This window comes from Ignavibacteriales bacterium, from assembly GCA_016700155.1.
In the GTDB taxonomy this organism is placed as follows: Bacteria; Bacteroidota; Ignavibacteria; order Ignavibacteriales; family Ignavibacteriaceae.
The window spans coordinates 2,647,476-2,667,531 of sequence record CP065001.1; the positions used below are offsets into that span (position 1 = coordinate 2,647,476).

General features: G+C 37.0%; 13 protein-coding genes. 11 read left to right on the forward strand and 2 right to left on the reverse strand.

What is annotated here, in order from left to right; genetic code table 11:
- Nucleotides 1–4 precede the first annotated feature (4 nt).
- Nucleotides 5–2,368 (forward strand): CotH kinase family protein, encoded by a 2,364-nt coding sequence (locus IPM56_11245; protein ID QQS34835.1) that lies wholly within the window; start codon nt 5–7, stop codon nt 2,366–2,368.
- Between the two features lie 79 nt (nt 2,369–2,447).
- Here the strand turns inward: IPM56_11245 and IPM56_11250 are convergent, their stop codons facing one another.
- Nucleotides 2,448–5,066 carry a DUF4397 domain-containing protein gene (locus tag IPM56_11250; protein ID QQS34836.1) on the reverse strand — a complete coding sequence of 873 codons (2,619 nt, stop codon included), beginning with the start codon at nt 5,064–5,066 and terminating at the stop codon, nt 2,448–2,450.
- Nucleotides 5,067–5,378: 312 nt separating this feature from the next.
- Here IPM56_11250 and IPM56_11255 point away from each other — a divergent pair, with 312 nt between their 5' ends.
- The 4 genes from IPM56_11255 to IPM56_11270 all read left to right on the forward strand — a co-directional run bounded on the left by IPM56_11255 (nt 5,379) and on the right by IPM56_11270 (nt 10,160).
- On the forward strand, nt 5,379–6,293 hold the full coding sequence (locus tag IPM56_11255; GenBank protein ID QQS34837.1) for a carboxypeptidase regulatory-like domain-containing protein: 915 nt from the start codon (nt 5,379–5,381) through the stop codon (nt 6,291–6,293).
- Between the two features lie 178 nt (nt 6,294–6,471).
- Nucleotides 6,472–7,032 carry a DUF4476 domain-containing protein gene (locus IPM56_11260; protein QQS34838.1) on the forward strand — a complete coding sequence of 187 codons (561 nt, stop codon included), beginning with the start codon at nt 6,472–6,474 and terminating at the stop codon, nt 7,030–7,032.
- 158 nt (nt 7,033–7,190) lie between these two features.
- Nucleotides 7,191–9,296, forward strand: coding sequence for a glycoside hydrolase family 97 protein (locus IPM56_11265; protein QQS34839.1), 2,106 nt, complete (start codon nt 7,191–7,193; stop codon nt 9,294–9,296).
- A gap of 126 nt (nt 9,297–9,422) precedes the next feature.
- Nucleotides 9,423–10,160, forward strand: coding sequence for a hypothetical protein (locus IPM56_11270; protein ID QQS34840.1), 738 nt, complete (start codon nt 9,423–9,425; stop codon nt 10,158–10,160).
- Nucleotides 10,161–10,186: 26 nt separating this feature from the next.
- On the opposite strand, the gene IPM56_11275 is transcribed toward IPM56_11270, so the two are convergent.
- The gene (locus tag IPM56_11275; GenBank protein QQS34841.1) at nt 10,187–10,924 is read right to left on the reverse strand and encodes a hypothetical protein; all 738 of its coding nucleotides are present in this window, start codon (nt 10,922–10,924) and stop codon (nt 10,187–10,189) included.
- A 213-nt stretch (nt 10,925–11,137) separates the two neighbouring features.
- Here IPM56_11275 and IPM56_11280 point away from each other — a divergent pair, with 213 nt between their 5' ends.
- From IPM56_11280 to IPM56_11305, 6 genes are all read left to right on the forward strand, one after another.
- Nucleotides 11,138–15,274: a response regulator gene (locus IPM56_11280; protein QQS34842.1), complete on the forward strand. Its 4,137-nt coding sequence runs from the start codon at nt 11,138–11,140 to the stop codon at nt 15,272–15,274.
- A 253-nt stretch (nt 15,275–15,527) separates the two neighbouring features.
- Entirely contained in the window at nt 15,528–16,292 is a 765-nt protein-coding gene (locus tag IPM56_11285; protein ID QQS34843.1) for an isoprenylcysteine carboxylmethyltransferase family protein, read from the forward strand.
- Between the two features lie 68 nt (nt 16,293–16,360).
- On the forward strand, nt 16,361–16,591 hold the full coding sequence (locus tag IPM56_11290; protein QQS34844.1) for a hypothetical protein: 231 nt from the start codon (nt 16,361–16,363) through the stop codon (nt 16,589–16,591).
- An 80-nt stretch (nt 16,592–16,671) separates the two neighbouring features.
- Entirely contained in the window at nt 16,672–18,072 is a 1,401-nt protein-coding gene (locus IPM56_11295) for an aspartate aminotransferase family protein (protein QQS38289.1), read from the forward strand.
- On the forward strand, nt 18,035–19,573 hold the full coding sequence (locus tag IPM56_11300) for a SpoIIE family protein phosphatase (protein ID QQS34845.1): 1,539 nt from the start codon (nt 18,035–18,037) through the stop codon (nt 19,571–19,573). The genes IPM56_11295 and IPM56_11300 overlap by 38 nt, the downstream gene beginning before the upstream one ends.
- A 72-nt stretch (nt 19,574–19,645) precedes the next feature.
- Entirely contained in the window at nt 19,646–20,053 is a 408-nt protein-coding gene (locus tag IPM56_11305; GenBank protein ID QQS34846.1) for a hypothetical protein, read from the forward strand.
- Nucleotides 20,054–20,056 lie beyond the last annotated feature (3 nt).

A 20,056-nucleotide genomic window follows, 5' to 3' on the forward strand; every position in this document is an offset into this window, starting at 1 on the left:
TGATATGAAAAATTTTTACCGTTTGTGTTTATACTTAGCCGCACTAACAATCATTTCACCCCCTGTAGATACCTTTAGTCAATCATATAATGAAAGCTGGAAAATTTTCAGTGATAGTACTATTGCACGTGTTGATATTACCGTTGATCCTGCAGCAATCGCATATATGTATCAGAACGTAGAGAGTGATTCAGAACATTATGCTGCATTCCGTTTCAGAAATAGTTTCATTGATGAAACTGTTGATTCAATCGGTTTCAGGTTAAGAGGAAATACTTCCCGCCATTCACAAAAAAAATCATTTAAAGTTTCATTCAATACTTTTGTCGCGGGAAGAGAATTTTATGGTCTCGACAAAATGAACCTTAACGGGGAACACAATGACCCGTCAATCATCAGAAGTAAAATATGTTTCGATCATTTTAAAGGAGCAGGGATAACAACAAGCCGTTCAAACCACGTTCGCGTTTATATCAATGAACAGTATTATGGACTTTATATAAATGTTGAACACATCGATGATGAATTCATACAGAAAAACTTTGCAGATGATTCGGGTAATTTGTGGAAGTGTCTCTACCCTGCCGACCTTGACTATCATGGTAGTAATCCGGTTATCTATCAGCAGCTTAACAGCGGCGGAAGACCAGTTTACGAACTAACAACAAACCAGGCGCAGAATGATTTTTCAAAACTGGCGAGATTTATCACGATACTTAATAATACCCCATCAGGTATCCTCCCTGATTCTATTGAGTCGGTTATAGAAGTTCATGAGGTACTAAAATATTTCGCGATGAATATTCTTCATGGGAGCTGGGATGATTACTGGTCATTAATGAATAACTATTATCTGTATCACGAACCCGCAAAAGATATAATTCATTTCATTCCTTACGACTATGATAACACGTTTGGTGTTGACTGGTTTAACATAGATTGGGCATTTGCAAATCCTTATAACTTTCCTAAAGTATCGGATGGACCACGACCGCTTGCTGAAAAGCTGCTCGCCGTACCGCAATACAGGAATCTTTACACGCACTTCCTTCAGTTTTATAATGATGAAGTATTTAAACTTGATTTGTGGAGAACCCGACTGGATGATCTGACTGATAAAATAACTACCGCGGCAATTGCGGATACATTCAGAACAAAAGATTATAATTTTACGGTACAGGATTTTTTTGATTCATACTCAGAAACAGCGTATAACAATCAGCATGTAAAAAAAGGATTAAAACAATTTGTCAATGTGCGAAGTAATTCTCTTCCTTCACAGCTTTCATTTGTAACAACAATTCCAATGGTTTACAGGATTGATTGGCATCCGAAAAATCCGGCACCCGGTGATTCAATTTTTGTAATTGTTTCAGCCTTCAGCAATACGGGTCTTACTGATGTGACGATTCAATATACACCTGACGGAGGTTCCCCCCAGAATTATGCTATGAGTTTCAATCCTGTTGAGAACACAAAAATTGTTGATGAAGCTGACAGATGGATAGGGACTATTCCGCCGATTGGCGCAGGTCAAAGCGGAAAATTTTCTATCATTGCAAAAGATAATTTAAACCAGACTCAGACATATCCACGTAAAAATCCTATCGTCCTTCGTACCCCGGCTGCACTTGGGAATGATCTCGTTATAAATGAATTCATGGCAGACAATGAAACAACCATTCCTGATCCATCGGGTGAATATGAGGACTGGATTGAATTATATAATCCGACTGCATCACCAATACTGTTAACAGGCAGATACATAACAGATAAATCTGATAACCTTACAAAATATTTATTCACGCAACTTGATCTGTATGTAAATCCCGGCGAACATCTTGTTATATGGTGTGATGAACAGCAATCCCAGCCCGGAATTCATACTAATTTTAAATTAAGTAATGATGGTGAATACATTGCGCTCGTGGAAACTGACGGAGTAACAATAATTGATTCAATATCGTTTGGTGTGCAAAAAGCCGATACATCATTCGGTCGTTCACCCGATGCTTCGGCAAACTGGGCATTTATGGGACCAACCCCCGGCACCGCAAATTTAATTACAAATGTTGATGAAGAATTTATTCCAGTTGGATTTGAACTATCGGCATATCCTAATCCATTCAACCCTTCAACTACTATCAGGTATTCAATTCCGGAAACATCTGATATAACATTTACAATATTCGATATACTCGGTCGCGAAGTCTGGAGTACATCAGAACAAAATAAAACTCCGGGCACTTACGAATTTAAATGGAACGGAAGAAATAATTATGGAAATGAATTGAGTTCCGGTGTTTACTTTCTGAATTTTCAATCACCGCAAATAAACAAATCAATTAAAATGTTATTGATGAAATAAAAATAAAAATGCCGCACCGGGAAGCAGTGCGGCACCTCATCTCCTCATGCACCATGCGGTGCAGGATTGTCGGAGGTTTTTATTTTGTTAGAATCATCTTCTTAGTCTGCGAGAATTTTGATCCGTCAATTCCTGTTGCATCGATCTGATAAAAATACACACCACTGTTAAGTCCATCAGCATTAAAGTTAACACTCTGTTCCCCGGCTGCTATTCTACCATTGATAAGAGATGCTACTTCCTGTCCAAGAACGTTAAATATTTTCAACGAAACATCTGAATCCGATGCAAGGCTGAAAATTATTTTTGTTGAAGGATTAAAAGGGTTTGGATAATTCTGTGATAACGAATATTCCTTCACAACATTAACATTCACTTCAACTTCATTTGAATACTCAAATGTTCCATCATAGTCAATCTGTTTTAACCTGTATACATATTTCCCAGTATTCAAATCTTTATCTCTGAATGAATAATTCCGAACTTCAGAAGTTGTTCCAAAACCCTCAATAAAACCAATGGTTACAAACTCATCCGCGAATTTTCTTTGTACTTCAAATCCCCGGTTGTTTACTTCTGTTGATGTTACCCAGTTCAGAGTAACATTATTTCCTTCAATGTTAGCAGTAAAGGAACTTAACTCCACAGGTACAACGCCTGTGTTAAACTGTACAACAGTACCATTTGCAAGTACGGCAAATATTCCGAAGGCCGGGCCATTCTGGTTAGCCGCCGGATTAAGGAAACCTGATGCAAAAACAGTTGCAGCACCACCGCCAAGCCCTGCTAGCGGAGCAATGAATGAATTGACTAATGTAGTTCCATTAGCGAGATATAGATCAAGTGTGTAATTCGCTGGCGGTACTGATAAATAAGCTGTTAGATCTGAATAGGCAGCATCATTAACGAGAGTAAGATTGCCTGCTTCACGCGCCTTAACATCTACAGTCGGTGCATCTGTTGAACCATGCAAAACAAAGAAATCAACATCACTGCCGGTTGCAATTTCTCTTGCCATTGGTTTTACAAAAAGTGTGAAAGCAGTATTCCTGCCGTCAGGGTTAGCCGCATAAAGTGCAGGATTAAGAACACCGTTTGCAATTACAACATATTTTTCATTAGCTGTCAGAATAACAGGAAAATTCTTCAACGTATCATTTACTGAAGTACTGGTTTTTGGCGCTATACCAATATTCAGGGTAACACCTGCAGCTAAATCAATGAAAGGTGTTGCAGTTCTGAAAGCAAAATTATTTATTGCAAGCGCACCGTTTATATAAACATCAACTGAATCCGCAAGCACATCAGATGAATTATGAATAACCTGCACCCTAGCATTTGGAGCCGAAGCCGCCGGTAACTGAATAACTGTGCCGTTAGGTAATGCAGCAAATAATCCAAAGGCAGCACCGTTTTGATTTCCCGTCGGGTTCAAAAACCCTGATGCAAAAACTGCCGCAGCACCACCGCCTAATCCGGAAAGCGGAGCGGTGAACGAAGCAACATAGTTAACTCCATTACCTAAATATAAATCAAGAGTATAATTCGCAGCCGGAACAGATAAGTAACCTGTTATGTCTCTGTATGCAGCATCATTTACCAATGTAGCATTACCTACTTCCCTTGCTTTAACATCAACTGTCGGAGCATCTGTTGAACCATGAAGTACAAAGAAATCTACATCACTTCCCAAACCGACTTCTCTCGCCATAGTTTTAATCAGAAGTGTGAATGCCGTATTTCTTCCGTCAGGATTTGCAGAATAAAGTGCAGGATTTAAAACTCCATTTGCTATCACCGTATATTTTTCACCCGCAGTCAGAACTACTGGAAAATTCTTAAGAGTGTCATTAACTGAAGTACTGGTTTTAGGTGCTATACCAATATTAAGAGTGACTCCTGCAGGAAGGTCGAGGAAAGGAGTTGCTGTTCTGAAAGCAAAATTATTTATTGCAAGCGCACCATTTATATAAACATCAACCGAGTCAGCAAGCACATCAGCAGAATTATGAATAACCTGTACCCTTGCTGTTGTAGCTGCAGTTGAGCTTAATACTTCGAGCAGATCAATTCCTATAAAATTAGAATATGAGCCTGAAGGTCCTCCGTTAGTATGGTAATACTGAATAGCAAATCTGATAGTTCCGGTATGATTAAAAGTTCCTGTCCAGCGTGCCCATCCTGATTCACTCACAAGATATCTTCCCCAGGTAACATCAAATGCCGCGGGAGTAATTCCGGCTGTTGTTGAGTAGCGCACAAAAATCGAATCATCAAATGTGTTGTTATCCGGCGATCTGTGCCAGAAACTTAAAGTATCACCTGCTGTAACATTTATGGGCGGAGATATGAGCCACTGATCGATAAGAAATCCGTTAGCTCCCTGGTAGTTGGAGGCAACATAACCATTGGTCGGACCTTCGTAAGCAGTTAATACAGTTGGGTTCCCCTGAAAAAATGGATCTGCCGTTCCGCCGCCATCCTGGTTAAGTACAACATAACCGCGTCCGGTTAACCCTGTAACGGTATTATCCCCGTTAAAGTTATCAAAGAATAGAGAACTTCCGTCAAACAATTGTTGGGGAAGTGATTTCCAATTATCCGCAAATTGTGTCCTGGAAACACCTGAAGCAACCTGAGCGTTCACAAAGGCTGTCAAACATAAACATACCACACCAGCTAAGAAGGTTTTCTTCATAACGATCTCCTTTTTTATTGATTAAGAATTTAGGTGAGTGTCAAAAGTGAAAACCAAAATTGTTTTTAAAAAGTTCCCGCTGAAAAATTTTTTTTTAGTGAACTACATGTGTAATCAGTTAAGTAAGAATTAATAGCATTTAATTCTAAGGTTAATATTAGATAATAACTGCTGTGTTTCTTTCATACTGAGTTGATCTAAACATCGAATTAACACGATGTAGTGCAACTGTATTTATCCAATACACGTTTTATTTTGACTTTCATCTGACTATCGTATAAGTTTTAGGCAGAGAAATATAAAGGGTTAGTTATGAGGCAGATAAAAAATATTATTAATGCTATCAACCCAATTGAAATCCGTTATACTCATATCATAGTTTGTTTACTTCAACTTTTTTATTCAGGATGTGAAAAAACAATTGAACCGGATAATTCTTTTAATGTCCAAGGTACGGTTTATATAAAAGTTGGTGCTGCTGAACTGCCGATTTCAGGTGCAATTATTTCCATCAATAACAAAGTTGACACAACCGATGATCAGGGGCATTTCACTTTTTCAGAAATACCTGCAGGAGAACAAACTATCCACATAACACATACTGACTATGCCCCCAAAGATACAGTTATAACACTAACCCGGAATCTGAATGTTAAATTGCCAATGTTTGAAGTTTCTGACTATATTCTGCCAAACTCAATGGGTAATAGCTGGACTTATTTAATTGCGGATTCATCAGGAACGGTAACAGATACGGTTTATTCCAATGTAATAGGAAAGGTGGTTGGACCTAATCAAGAATTAATAACACAAATCCGTTACGGAACACGTTCTGAAATGTGGTACGATGAATTGCTTTCATTTAATAACAGAAAAATATATAAACACAGGGATGCTGTAAGTCTCTATAAAGTGAAGTTGTGTGAAGAAAATTTAAGTGTTGGACAAGCATGGAATTCACAATATCAGAATGTTCTGTTTGATACTGTTCGTGTTGAAGAAATTCTTGATGTCGTAGGTTACACTGAAACTTACAATGACTGTTACAGAATCAGGCATACTTCTTATATTTTTAGTTTTGAAATAGTTGTAGATGTTACTGACTACTACTTAAAACCAGGAATAGGGTTTGTAAAGATATATCACTTCAATGATATTTTTCCTTTTAATGACCCACAATATTATTGGATGAAATTGTTATCGTATTCTATAATAATTGTTGATTAGAATTTTTGAAACATTGTTGATTCTTTTTTCCATCTCAACCTTTCTTGCAGAGTGAGTAGCAGCCTTTCTAGAAAAATGAACCACAGGAATATTTTAACATCTGTCATAGTAAATTTTTTCGTTTCAACCCTTACTGTTTTATATTTACACACACATTCACACTAACTATGAGGCTAAAATGAAAATTAAGATAATACTTGTTGTTATTCTCTGTTCAGTTGCTCTTACTGCACAACATAAAAAGCGCGACAAGCATAACGACGATCGCGTTATGTCCCCAAAGGTAAAGATGACAAAGATCATCTCCGCACTTGAAACACTCGAACGGGATTTTCTTACCAAATTAAGTTACCGTGATTATTCAAGAAGTAAAGATTTACTGATCGAAATTCACGACCTGCTTCTCTCCTTACCAATTGAAGATGAACAATACGACCCCGTTGAACCAATGGCTATGAATGAAGTGGACTTTCAACAACTATACAACAGTGTTAAGAATGAATCTTATGAGTCAGATCAGTTATCAATCATAGAAATATCTGCGCGCTACAATTATTTTTCAGTTGCACAATTGGTGCGACTCTTAGAATTATTTTCATACTCAAACGGAAAAGTTGAGATGGTAAGAATTCTCTATCCCAATGTTATTGATAAGTATAACGCGCATCAGCTTATCAATGCCTTAACTTATTCATCAGACAAAGAAAAAGTAAAAGCAATCATTGATTCAAACCCGTAAAAGTGAAATCAGTTGAGTTAGTTTTCAGATCATAAATCACCACAATTATCAGTCAGATCAGTGTACTATTGCCTCATCCCGCTAGTGAAAAACTGTGCGGGATTTTCTTTATGTTTGAAGAAGATATTATTAAACTTTTTTTATGAGGAATTAAGTAAATGAAAATCTTCATCGCATTAATTATAATTATGACACAACTAAATTTTACTCAGACAATTTCTTCCCCGGATTCAAAACTCTCACTTTCCGTTTCACTTGATAACAACGGTAGACTTTTTTACGAAATGGAACGCAGCAATAAAAATGTTATAAACAAAAGCGGACTTGGCATTGAACTCTCAGGTTTACCGGATCTTGTTGATGGATTTAAAATTACTTCGGCCGAGACATCAACATTTTACGAGGAATGGAATCCTGTCTGGGGTGAAGTGAATACTATCGTCAATCATTATAATGAATTAAAAGTTCACCTTAATCAAACCGGAACAGAAAGAATTGTAATAGTCATTTTCAGATTGTTCAACGACGGACTTGGCTTCCGGTATGAATTCCCTTCACAGGATAGTCTGAAATACTTTACAGTGATGGAAGAAAAATCCCAATTTGCTTTAACTGGAGATCACAAAGCCTGGTGGCTTCCCGGTGACTATGACAGCCAGGAATACACCTATACAACCTCAAAACTTAGTGAAGTTGATGCGACCAAAGGAAGAAATTTTGATGATATAATTGTAAAGTCTATCACTGAACCGAATATCGTTCAAACACCTTTGATGTTGAAAACTACAGACGGACTTTATATCAACATTCACGAAGCTTCGTTATTAGATTATCCTGCTTACTATATGGTTATCGATCAGAAGAGTTTTACGCTTACATCTCATCTTGCACCGGATGCTGTCGGAAACAAAGCATATTTACAGACACCTTGTAAAACACCGTGGAGAACTTTCATTGTAAGTGATAAAGCTGAAGATATACTTACATCGAAATTAATTCTTAACCTAAATGAACCGACAAAGTTTGAAGATGTAAGCTGGATTAAGCCCGTTAAGTATATCGGTATCTGGTGGGGAATGCACGTTGGTACGATGAGCTGGAATTATGCAAACGTGAGCAACATAAAGTTAGATGATACTGATTGGAGTAAGTTAACTCCTAACGGCAAACACGGCGCAACAACTGAAAACACAAAAAAGTATATCGACTTTGCAGCAAAACATAATATAGACGGAGTTCTTGTTGAAGGCTGGAATGTAGGTTGGGAAGACTGGTTCGGTCAATGGAAGGAAGAAGTTTTTGATTTCGTAACTCCATACCCTGATTTTGATGTTGAAGAACTTCAAAAGTATGCTAAAGAAAAAAGCGTGAAGTTAATTATGCATCACGAAACATCTGCTTCGGTTACAAATTATGAAAGAAGAATGGATGAAGCTTTTACATTCATGAAGAAGCATGGTTATGACGCTGTTAAAACAGGTTACGTTGGAAAAATAATTCCACGCGGTGAGCACCACGATTCACAGTGGATGATACAACATTATACAAGAGTACTTGAAAAAGCCGCGAAGTATAAGATCAGTATTGATTCACATGAATCCGTAAGACCAACAGGATTACACCGCACATACCCAAACTGGCTTGCAGCAGAAGCAGCACGCGGAAATGAATTTAACGCCTGGAGCAGCGGTAATCCGCCAGAACATGAAACAATTCTTGCATTCACAAGATTTATGGGTGGACCAATGGACTACACTCCGGGAATTTTCCAGATGAAGATGGATGTTTATGATCCAAACAAAAAAACTGAACAGGTTCATACAACACTCGCAAAACAGTTGGCGCTTTATGTTACGCTGTACAGCCCGCTTCAAATGGCTGCTGACCTTATAGAGAATTATGAAAAATATCCCGATGCATTTCAGTTCATTGAGGATGTTCCTGTCGATTGGTCTGATTCAAAAATAATTGATGCAGAACCCGGTGATCATATTATCACAGCAAGAAAAGACAAAAACTCTGATGACTGGTATCTTGGTGCAATAAGTGATGAAGAGCGCAGATCATTCAATATCAAACTTGATTTTCTCAGTAAGGATAAAAAGTTCGTCGCAGAAATTTATCGTGATGGCGATAAAGCTGATTGGTTGAATAATCCTCAGGATTATAAAATTGAAAAAAAGAATGTAACAAATTCATCAACACTTGAAATCAAACTTGCACCCGGTGGCGGTCAGGCAATAAGATTTAAAGTAGTTCAATAGCACTTTTTTTCTATCACCCTTATTAGAGATAATAAGGGTGATAGTTTTATTTATCTAAATATTCTTTCTTCCGAAACTTTTTTTGTCCCCGATCATCTGCCAGTTAAACAGAGATAAAATTTTATAATGCAATTGACTCTTAAAATAATAGCTGTATTTCTTGCAATTTATTTTTCCGCCTGTACTGCAAGCGATCACTCACTTTCAGAAAGTGATAAACAGCTTCAAAAAAAAATTGTTGGAAGTTGGGAAGCTAAAAACAGGGGTATGATTCAATTAAATTCTGACGGGACTTTCACTGATACTTTACTTACTCCCCTCTTGTTTGCAGAAAACACATACGTTGTTAATTATGTATTAAGTGGAAAGTTTGAAATCAAAGATGGTAATCTTCTTTTTTATGAAGCAGGTATTGAATACTCACGTGATATTGTTAATAAACCGTTAAAAGATTTGGTTTACATCTTTGACCCGAGACGTATTTCTTTTGAAGATAATTTTTTGATGCTGCAGGAATTCAGAATGTTTTTTTCAGATTCAATCGGACAGAAAAGTATTTACGGGAAATGGGAACATGAAAATTATGCTTGTGTTTATGAACATAACTCAAAGCAGAACTATAAATGCGGTAAGATAAATGAGACTTTCATTTTTAACTCTGATTTAACCTGCAGATACGAAAGGAAGTACTTGTTTAATACTTCATTGAATGATGAATCAAACTCTAAATCATATTATTACAAACATCCTCACCTGGAAATTGATTCTCTTGAAAATGCTCTTGTAGTATTTAATGAAAATAAAATGATATGGTTCCAGAATGATCCCGTATTTTATACGAGACGGAATGAAGAGAAAGAATAAGAATAAGACAAAGAAATTAACAGACTTTATTTCAATTCAACTTTAGCTGCAAATACCTGTTTTTGAGATTGTGTATTGACTCCCTCAACAAATGTTATAAGTTCATTTTCACCTGGAGAAATATTCACTTCAATTTCATCACCGTAAAAGCTTTCTGATAAGAAAGAGACTGTTATACTTTTTATAGTATGAGAAGCATACTGTTCCAATGTAAAAGCATCAAGTACCATCTCAACATACTTAACATTATTCACGTGATGATTAATATCAAGATCATTGTACCTGAATTTTTTAGCAAACAGAATTTGTTTTAGTTGAGGAATTAAAATTTTTGATGGCTGTTCATCAACACCAATGAGTTCAGGATTATAAGGAATCGGAGCTGGCAGATTCTGAATACCTGTGACACGTTTTGTTTTCATATTGATGGGAAGCCAGGCTGTTGTAGCACGACACATTATTTTTTCATTCATATCCTTAATTCTGAAATCACGAATCGAATACAACTTGTAGCTGCATTTGGGCCACGTATTCAAAAGTAACTCCTGACCATAAACAGGATACTCATCTATCTCAACTTTAACCCAGGATAAAATCCATGCCAATTCAAGCGGCAGAAGGTGTTCATAACCCAAACCAAGCTGATCAGCGTTTGAAGCCGCTGTATCCTGCATGTAATTGAATATGCTGCTTATCTTTAATTGCTTTTGAAAATCCGAATCGTATGTACTGACAATTCTTTTTTCTTCATATAGTTTGTGCACGTAATGCCTCGTTTCAAAGTCTATCAGAAAATTAATTTTATGATGAATAACATTGCAACCGGGTGCTTTAAATTACACATAATTTTCAAATCATCTTTTAGAATTATTTGCTGTTGCATCGACAGGATCTCAAATCTTTTCCTTGCAGATTAAAACACCCCGCGTTATATTCGACCGTCATTCCAAACAATAACTCGACAACTGATGATTAAAATGAGCAAACTGCTGCTGATCTTTTTGTTGATTGCAATGCAATCAGGCGTTGAATTATATGGTCAGAACAGCCATGCAAAGTTTAAAAGAATTAATATTGAAGATGGTCTTTCACAAAACCAGATATTCTGTATTTACAAGGATAAACTCGGGCTGTTATGGTTCGGAACCCAGGATGGATTGAATCTCTATGATGGTTATAAATTTAAAGTATTTAGGCATCAACCCGGTAATGTGAATAGTCTTCCCGACTATGCCGTAAACACAATTTGCGAAACTGATACAGGAATTTTCTGGATTGGCACGAGGGAAGGTATGAGCCGGTTCGATCTAAGGACTGAAACTTTTCTGCATTTCAGACATAACCCCGACTCCTCAAATTCACTGGTTGATAATATTGTCTGGCAAATTCTTCCTGATGAAAAAGGAAATCTTTGGATTGCCACACGGAATGGACTAAGCAGATATAATCCTTTGAAAAATAAATTTTCAAATTTTAAACACCAGAAAACAGGAAATATTTCTTTAAGCAATAATTTTGTTTTCAGCCTGGCGAGAGACAGTCAAAACAATATCTGGATTGGCGGAAGAGGCGGACTGGATAAATATGATCCTGTTACTAACAGAATCTTTAACTACAAGATAGATCCAGAAAATCCGGATAACATTGTCGCTAACGGAATTGTGTCATTGCACTTGCAGGAAAAGATTCTTTGGGTTGGTTCTTATTCAGGATTTTACTCTGTTGATACCGAACAGGAAAATATTTCATTCAGAAAACATCTTTCACAGGAAAGTCATCTTACAGTCAGAAGTATTTTTTCAGGAAGCGACGGTACTGTATGGGCAGGTTCAATTGAGGATGGATTGATTCGCTATAACCCTTCAACAGTAAAGCAAATAACTTATAAAGCATCCCGTAATCCCGAAAGCATCAGCGAACAATACATCACTTCCCTCTTAATGGATGATGACTACGTATTATGGATCGGGACTTATACAACGGGAATAAACAAATACAATATTTCTTCAGAGAAGATCAGGACAATTGAATTCAATCAAAGTATAAATGATGAATACCCTGAAGTTTCCGCAGTGCTAGAAGATAAAAACAAAACGTTATGGATTGGTACAGGCAGCGGAAGAATTTTTAAAGTAACAGATCAGTTCAGCAGTGATTATAAGATTCATCAGCAAATTGCCACGCAAGACCTGATATCATACTTCGGCGGAGTCGAAGTAAGATCCATGATCCAGGCAAAAGATGGAACAATATGGGCTGGTACATTTGGCGATGGCATATATCTGTTTCGCGATGATGGGACAAAGAGTTCGCATATTAATTTTGATCCGCAGAATAAAAATTCAATCCCCAATAATTTTATTCACTCAATTTTTGAATCCGAGGATGGTCATATCTGGATCGGAACAGGTGCCGGTGGTTTATGTGAATATAATCCTGAAGCGAAAAAATTTATTCTTTACAAAAACATACCAAATGATTCAACCTCTCTTTCCAGTAATGAAATAGCGGCAATATGTGAAGATGGATATGGCAGCATCTGGGCGGGTTCAACAACGGGTGGTTTAAATCGGCTTAACAGGCAAACCGGAAGATTTGAAAGATTCACACATGACGTTACAAATTTAAACTCACTTACTTCAAACAGAGTTATTTGTTTGTATGTCGATAGCAAAGCACAAACATGGATAGGCACCTTCGGAGGCGGATTAAATTTATGGAAACCGGAGACAAAATCTTTTACGCACTTCACGACAATGCATGGTCTTCCAAGTAATATAATTAACTCAATTGTAGAGGATACAGACGGCAATTTATGGATCAGTACGGACAAAGGGATTTCTAAATTTATTGTATCAGAAAATCTATTCAAGAATTACGATGTGAATGATGGACTGCAGGGAAATGAATTTATACAAAATGCCGGTTATGCAAGTAAAATTACCGGTATGCTTTATTTCGGAGGCAAAAACGGATTAAACATTATCGACCCAAAAAATCTTAACACAAAAACAAAACCCGCGAATATTGTACTGACTGATTTCAGAATATTTAATAAATCAATTGCGCCGGGCGTGGAATCAGAGCTTAAAGAAAATGTTTACTACACAAAAGAAATAACTTTATCTCACGATCAGAATTTTTTCACATTTGAATTTGCATCACTTGATTTCAGCAATCCTGAAAAAAATCTTTATGCATATAAGATGGAAGGGTTTAACAGGGATTGGGTGCAGGCAGGAAATCAGAGGTTTGCTACATATACTAATCTGGATCCGGGTGAATATACTTTTTATGTTAAAGCTACTAACAGCAGCGGCGTGTGGAATGAAGCAGGGCTTTCTGTAAAAATTATTTTACTGCCTCCCTGGTGGCAAACGTGGTGGGCTTATTTACTATACGGTGTATTTTTCATAACCATATTGTATTCATTCAGGCAGTATGAAATGAAACGCGTCCGGTTAAGGAATGAACTCAGGCTGAAAGATTTTGAAGCGAACAAACTTCAGGAAGTTGATCAGCTTAAGTCACACTTCTTCGCAAATATATCTCATGAGTTCCGAACCCCTTTGACTCTGATCCTTGGACTGATTCAAAATTTTGAACAGCGATTAGTAAACAAGAATGACATCAATGACCTTGGTGTAATGAAGCGGAATGCTTACAGGCTTCTTCAATTAATAAACCAGTTGCTTGAGTTATCAAAAATTGAAGCAGGAAAATCTAAACTCACAGCATCTGAAAAAGATATTGTAAGTTTTGTGAAAAGAGTGTTTGTATCATTTGCCTCTTTAGCCGAACAGAAAAAAATAAAATTATCTTTTAACAACTCACCCATTAACAGTGCTTCGACAGATGTTATTAATCTTTTCTTTGATCAGGATAAGATGGAAAAAATTATATCCAACCTGATTTCAAATGCAGTTAAATACACACCGGAAGGAAATGAAATTGAAATCAAAGTAACATCACTGAACAATTCGGCTTTAATAAGTGTATTGAATACCGGTATAACAATATCGAAAGCTGATCTTAGCCATTTGTTTGAGCGATACTACAAAGTGCATAAAGCAGAAGAAGGTTTGTTTGAAGGGACAGGTATAGGGTTGGCTTTAGTAAAAGAGCTTGTCGAGATGCACAAAGGGACAATCAGTGTTTCCAGTGAATATGATATCACAGAGTTTAAACTATCATTCCCAATGGGAAGAAATCACCTAAGTAATAATGATATTTCAGACGAAAAGATTATTGAAAATATTAATGAGCAATTCTCTTCAATAGAAAAATCTGCGATTAATACTAACATCGAAGAAGTGTCTGATAAACTAAAAACTGACCGTGACGTTATACTTGTGGTTGAAGATCATTCCGACCTGAGAAAATATATTAAGGATAATCTTTCATCATCATTTAAAGTCATAGAAAGCATAGATGGCAAAGATGGACTTGATAAAGCATTAGAGTTTATTCCTGATCTTATCATTTCTGACGTGATGATGCCGAAAATGGATGGCTTCCAGTTATGCAAAAAAATCAAAACTAATGACAAGACAAATCACATACCTCTGATATTACTGACTGCAAAAGCCGCAATGGAAGATAAACTTGGCGGGTTGGAACTCGGCGCAGATGATTACCTGATTAAACCATTTAACCCGGAAGAACTCAGGTTAAGAGTTAAGAATCTGATCACGACAAGAGAACAATTAAGAACTAAATTTACTTCTGAGATGATCCTGAAACCTGCCGAAGTAATTGTACCTTCATCACAGGTTCAGTTTATTGAGAGATTAAAATCTATAATCGAAATAAATATGGAAGATGAATCTTTCAGTGTCGATAAATTAGCTTCAGAAATTGGGATGAGCCGATCACAGCTTCATAGGAAATTAAAAGCTGTAACAAACCAATCAACAACAGAATTTATAAGAAATTTCAGATTACAAAGAGCGGCGCAATTCATTTTACAGGATGCAGGTTCAATGGCTGAAATTGCTTACAAGGTCGGATTCAACAGCCAGGCATATTTTAATAAATCTTTTCACGAACTATTCGGATGCTCACCCTCTGAGTATAGAAGCAGACAAAATGAACAACATAACAACCTTAGCTGACCATTAAAAAGAATGATGCAACGATAGTTAAAACTATTACAACATCTGTTAAAACCCATCTAAATCTGCATTTTCTTTGCATCAATAATTAAAAACATTGCAACCATTCTGAAATATTAGCTCTCCTTCAGCCACTAAATTTGCAGCCGTAATTTTTCTGGGTTCGATGATTTGTGGATCCGAAACAAACACAGCAAACGTCTCTCAGAAATTCTAAATCAATATAAATCAATCATTAATTCAGGAGGTTTCTATGAAACGCCATCTCGTTTTTCTCTATGGAGTAGTCAGTTACTTCATTTTCTTTGGAGTCTTTTGCTATCTGCCGGGATTCCTTGGAAATTTTTTAGTTCCCAAATCAATTGATTCTGCTGCGTCAGTTCCTTTTGCAGAAGCACTATTAATTAATTCGGGATTACTTGCACTCTTTGCTGTTCAGCATAGTGTTATGGCAAGAAAAGGTTTCAAACAAATGATAACTAAGTTAATCCCAAATGCAGCAGAGCGCAGTACTTATGTGCTGTTCTCAAGCATCGCTGTTATTTTATTGTACTGGTTATGGCAGCCGATGGGAGTAACTATCTGGAATGTTCAGGATCCCGTGTTTGCTGTAGTACTTAACGGTCTGATGCTGTTTGGCGGACTAATGGTATTGGTAACAACTTTTCTAATCAATCACTTTGATCTGTTTGGATTAAGACAGGTTTGGTTTTACTGGAGAAAGCAGGAATACAAACCATTGGGATTTGTTACACCCGGTCCCTACAAACTTGTTCGTCATCCTCTCTATCTCGGTTGGCTGATTATGTTCTGGTCAACACCTGTTATGACAATTGCTCACCTTGTGTTTGCCATTGCAACAACTTCATATATTCTTGTAGCTATAATCCTTGAAGAAAAAGACCTGCTTAAAGAACATGGAAAAAAATATGAGAACTACAGAAAGTCCGTCCCGATGTTATTTCCTGTCGGGAAAAAAACTAAAACAACCTCACCGGCATTTGGTGAAGTTGAATAAACATATCATAATCAAAAGTAGTGAGGCTGTAAGTGATTTGCAGCTTCACTCGGTTTAATGAGGTATTAATGAACCAGATAGAAGCGGCACTTGAAAAATTATCTTCCAGAAATTTTATCATAAGATTTTACAAGTACTATATAATTGACAGCATACTAATTGCAAAACGTGAGGGATTTAAATCTCTTTTAAAACAGCGGGGCTGGAAAGTTTTTGCAGTAATCGTTTCGTACTACACAATCAGGGATACGATACTTTATATACTGATTCCTTTACTGATAGCACACAATATTCTTTAACAAAAAATTATTATAACTTAGGAGAAGTCATGTTCGCATTAAATAATTATGATCCCTTTATCGATACGGAGACAAATACAATGAATAATAATCCATATCCTGATTCAGAAGATGAAAGAGATGATCAGCTTGCAAGCCTGCTCGGTTTAACAAAAGAATTCAGTTTGGAATATTTGACTGGACTCAATGAAAGAAATGTTTATCCTGACCAGGAAGCTTTAAACAATCTTGAAAAGTTCAATGAGCCTTTACAGGAAGACCCGATAGATCCTGCACAAACAATAGAGATGCTTCACAAACTCGGATCGCCGGCAACAACTGCAAATGCCGGAAGAAGATATTACGGATTTGTAATAGGTGGAAGTCAACCGGCAGCATTAGCCGCAAACTGGCTTGCCGGTGCATGGGATCAAAATGCAGGTCTTAATGTAACATCACCGGTTAGTGCCAGACTGGAAGATATTGCTGCAAAATGGTTGGTAAGGATTTTACCTGTTGCAAGTGAATCAGCCGTTGGTTTTACGACCGGAGTGACAATGGCAAACTTCTGCGGACTTGCCGCAGCCCGTCATTATGTACTAAAGAAACATGGATGGGATGTACAGGAATTCGGATTGAATGGTGCCCCGCAGATAAAAGTTGTAGTCAGCCAGGACGCACACGGCAGTCTGATGAAAGCAATAAGTCTGCTTGGACTTGGAAGAGGAAGAGTAATTAAAGTTCCCGTTGATGACCAGGGAAAAATCATAGCAGAAAAATTTCCTGATGTTGATGCAAATACAATTGTTTGCCTGCAAGCCGGTAACGTCAATACAGGTTCATTCGATCCTGCAGACAAGATAATCCCTGTTGCAAAATCTAAAGGAGCGTGGATACACGTTGACGGAGCTTTTGGTTTATGGGCGGGTGCATCAAAGTCTTATTCTCATTTAACCAACGGGTATGAACTTGCTGATTCATGGGCAACAGATGCACACAAATGGCTTAACGTGCCTTATGATTCAGGACTCGTTTTCTGCAAGCGTTCAGATGATCTGAGAGCAGCGATGTCAGTTTCAGGAGATTATTTAGATCAAACGGGTGGAAGAATCCCTTATCAATTCACTCCTGAACTTTCACGTAAAGCCCGCGGAGTAGAGATATGGGCAGCACTAAAAACTCTTGGTATTAGCGGGATTGATAATCTTATTACCAGAACATGCGACTTCGCAAAATTATTCAGTGATATCTTGCTTTCGAATGGAATTAAAATACTTAATGATGTTGTATTGAACCAGGTACTTGTATCTTTTGGAAGTGATGAAATTACAAGTAAGGTAATGAAATTAATTCAAAGTGACGGCACCTGTTATTGCAGCGGCACTAACTGGAATGGAAAGTCTGCAATGAGAATAAGTATTTCATCATGGGCTACAACCCAAAAGGATATTGAGCAGAGCGCTGATGCTATTATCAGAATATTCAATTCAGTTAAGTCATAACCTGAAAATGAAAAGAATAATTAATCCTGTATCAGATTCAATCAGATCTATCGAATCAATTAAGATGAATCCATTTACATTATCATTCGATTCGACAGAGATGAATAAGACTTTTGCGAATTACCAGTCATGCAAATCACTAAAACTTTTTCGACTAAGTATGCTGCTTGCAATTGTTCTTTATGTTGTATTCGGATATCTGCGCGATAACTTTATTACTTCTTCTGAAACAGAGTTCCGTATCATACAAATTTGCGGTATAATTTATTTTACTGCCGCGACGCTTATCAGCTTTACAAAATTTTTTATTAAAAATTATCAGCCTGTTCTGCTGGTACTGATGCTTGGCGGCGGATTAAATGTGATGCTATTCTCAATTTATGGCGGGCATTCTCTTTATGTGGGAATTATTCTTTCAGTGATGTACGCGCACAGTCTTCTGCGAATGAGATTTATATTTGCCTCAATTGCAACATGGGTTATCGCAATCAGCTATGAAATAATACTATTTAATTTTATTTCTCTGCCAGCAGCCGAAGTTTTCACAAGTTCATTTTATGTGTTATCTGCTAACCTGCTTGGAATGTTTGCAAGTTATGGCATTGAGTATTATATGAGAACAGTATTTTTAAAGTCCAGCCTGCTTGAAGAAAAATCAAAAGAACTGGAAAAGGAGTACCTAAGAAAAACTAATGAACTTGAATCTGCCAGACGATTACAATTATCTATGCTTCCTCAAACAATACCACAGCATCCGGAACTTGATATTGCGGTAATGATGAGTACTGCTTCTGAGATAGGCGGAGATTATTATGATTTTCATTTAAGTGATGACGGCGTACTTACTTTTGCAATCGGTGATGCAACCGGGCACGGTGCGCAGGCAGGTGCAATGGTAACAGCAATTAAATCATTATTCTCTAACTACTCGATGTGCATGGATCCTGCAGAGTTTTTAAGGAAAGCAAATCATTTTTTAAGGCAGATAAATTTACCTAAACTTTATATGTCACTAGCAGTCGGGAAAATAAAAGATGGCGCTCTCCATCTTTCAGCAGTCGGTCTTCCACCATTGCTACACTATTGTTCTGAAACAAAACGCATAAAAAAAATTCCAATGAAAGGTCTGCCGCTTGGCAGTGTTGGCGAGATACGGGTGCTGAAACACGAAATAAGATTAGCACCAAATGATACAATTTTACTTATGACTGACGGTTTGCCTGAACATTTCAATTCGAAGCGTGAAATGTTTGGGTATGAAAGAATATATCGAATGATGGAATCATCAAGCTATAAACACGTTGATGATTTTATGAAAGAATTTAAATACAGAATTAAAAAATGGAATGAATCCGATCAGCATGACGACATTACAATGATACTGATTAAGAAAAAAAGTTCGATAGTGAAGTTTAACGCTGATACTTCTTCGGGAAAAACTCAGCAAGCCTCCGGTCATTTTCCAGAAATAAATTTTGAACCTGATGCTGTTGTGATATAAATTTTTCTTACGATGCTTATTCCAAATGGTATGTATTTAATATAATTTTAGAATAACTAATAAGAGAAATTTATGTTTATCACATTGCTGCTTGTAACATTTGGTATAGCCTTACTTGTTTCCTTCCTCCTCGTCAAAATTTTCACTTCACCGATCAATAAAATCCTTGAGCGGATAATCGCTGATACAATAAGCATCGCGTGGTCAAAGTATCTTCGCTTTGCTATGTATGTAACAGGCATTTCAAGCGGGGTAAGGATATGGCAGCTTGAAGTATATATAACACCGGAAGACGGAACATCTGTCCGCGCTTTGACTTCAGAAAGATGGATACTGGAAGTCTACCGCACAATCATAGAAACCATGCAGGGAATTGCCTGGATGCTGCTGGTATTCTTTATTTTTGCACTTATCGCATTTGTAATAGTCAGAGTCTTTGAGCTTAAAAGAAAACTAAAAGATGAGAAAGTATCTGACTAATAT

Excerpts from the sequence above, each read along its gene's own strand:
- IPM56_11245 (QQS34835.1), top strand. The coding sequence starts at position 5 with ATGAAAAATTTTTACCGTTTGTGTTTATACTTAGCCGCACTAACAATC.
- IPM56_11250 (QQS34836.1), bottom strand. The coding sequence starts at position 5,066 with ATGAAGAAAACCTTCTTAGCTGGTGTGGTATGTTTATGTTTGACAGCC.
- IPM56_11255 (QQS34837.1), top strand. The coding sequence starts at position 5,379 with ATGAGGCAGATAAAAAATATTATTAATGCTATCAACCCAATTGAAATC.
- IPM56_11260 (QQS34838.1), top strand. The coding sequence starts at position 6,472 with ATGAAAATTAAGATAATACTTGTTGTTATTCTCTGTTCAGTTGCTCTT.
- IPM56_11265 (QQS34839.1), top strand. The coding sequence starts at position 7,191 with ATGAAAATCTTCATCGCATTAATTATAATTATGACACAACTAAATTTT.
- IPM56_11270 (QQS34840.1), top strand. The coding sequence starts at position 9,423 with ATGCAATTGACTCTTAAAATAATAGCTGTATTTCTTGCAATTTATTTT.
- IPM56_11280 (QQS34842.1), top strand. The coding sequence starts at position 11,138 with ATGAGCAAACTGCTGCTGATCTTTTTGTTGATTGCAATGCAATCAGGC.
- IPM56_11285 (QQS34843.1), top strand. The coding sequence starts at position 15,528 with ATGAAACGCCATCTCGTTTTTCTCTATGGAGTAGTCAGTTACTTCATT.
- IPM56_11290 (QQS34844.1), top strand. The coding sequence starts at position 16,361 with ATGAACCAGATAGAAGCGGCACTTGAAAAATTATCTTCCAGAAATTTT.
- IPM56_11295 (QQS38289.1), top strand. The coding sequence starts at position 16,672 with ATGAATAATAATCCATATCCTGATTCAGAAGATGAAAGAGATGATCAG.
- IPM56_11300 (QQS34845.1), top strand. The coding sequence starts at position 18,035 with ATGCTATTATCAGAATATTCAATTCAGTTAAGTCATAACCTGAAAATG.
- IPM56_11305 (QQS34846.1), top strand. The coding sequence starts at position 19,646 with ATGTTTATCACATTGCTGCTTGTAACATTTGGTATAGCCTTACTTGTT.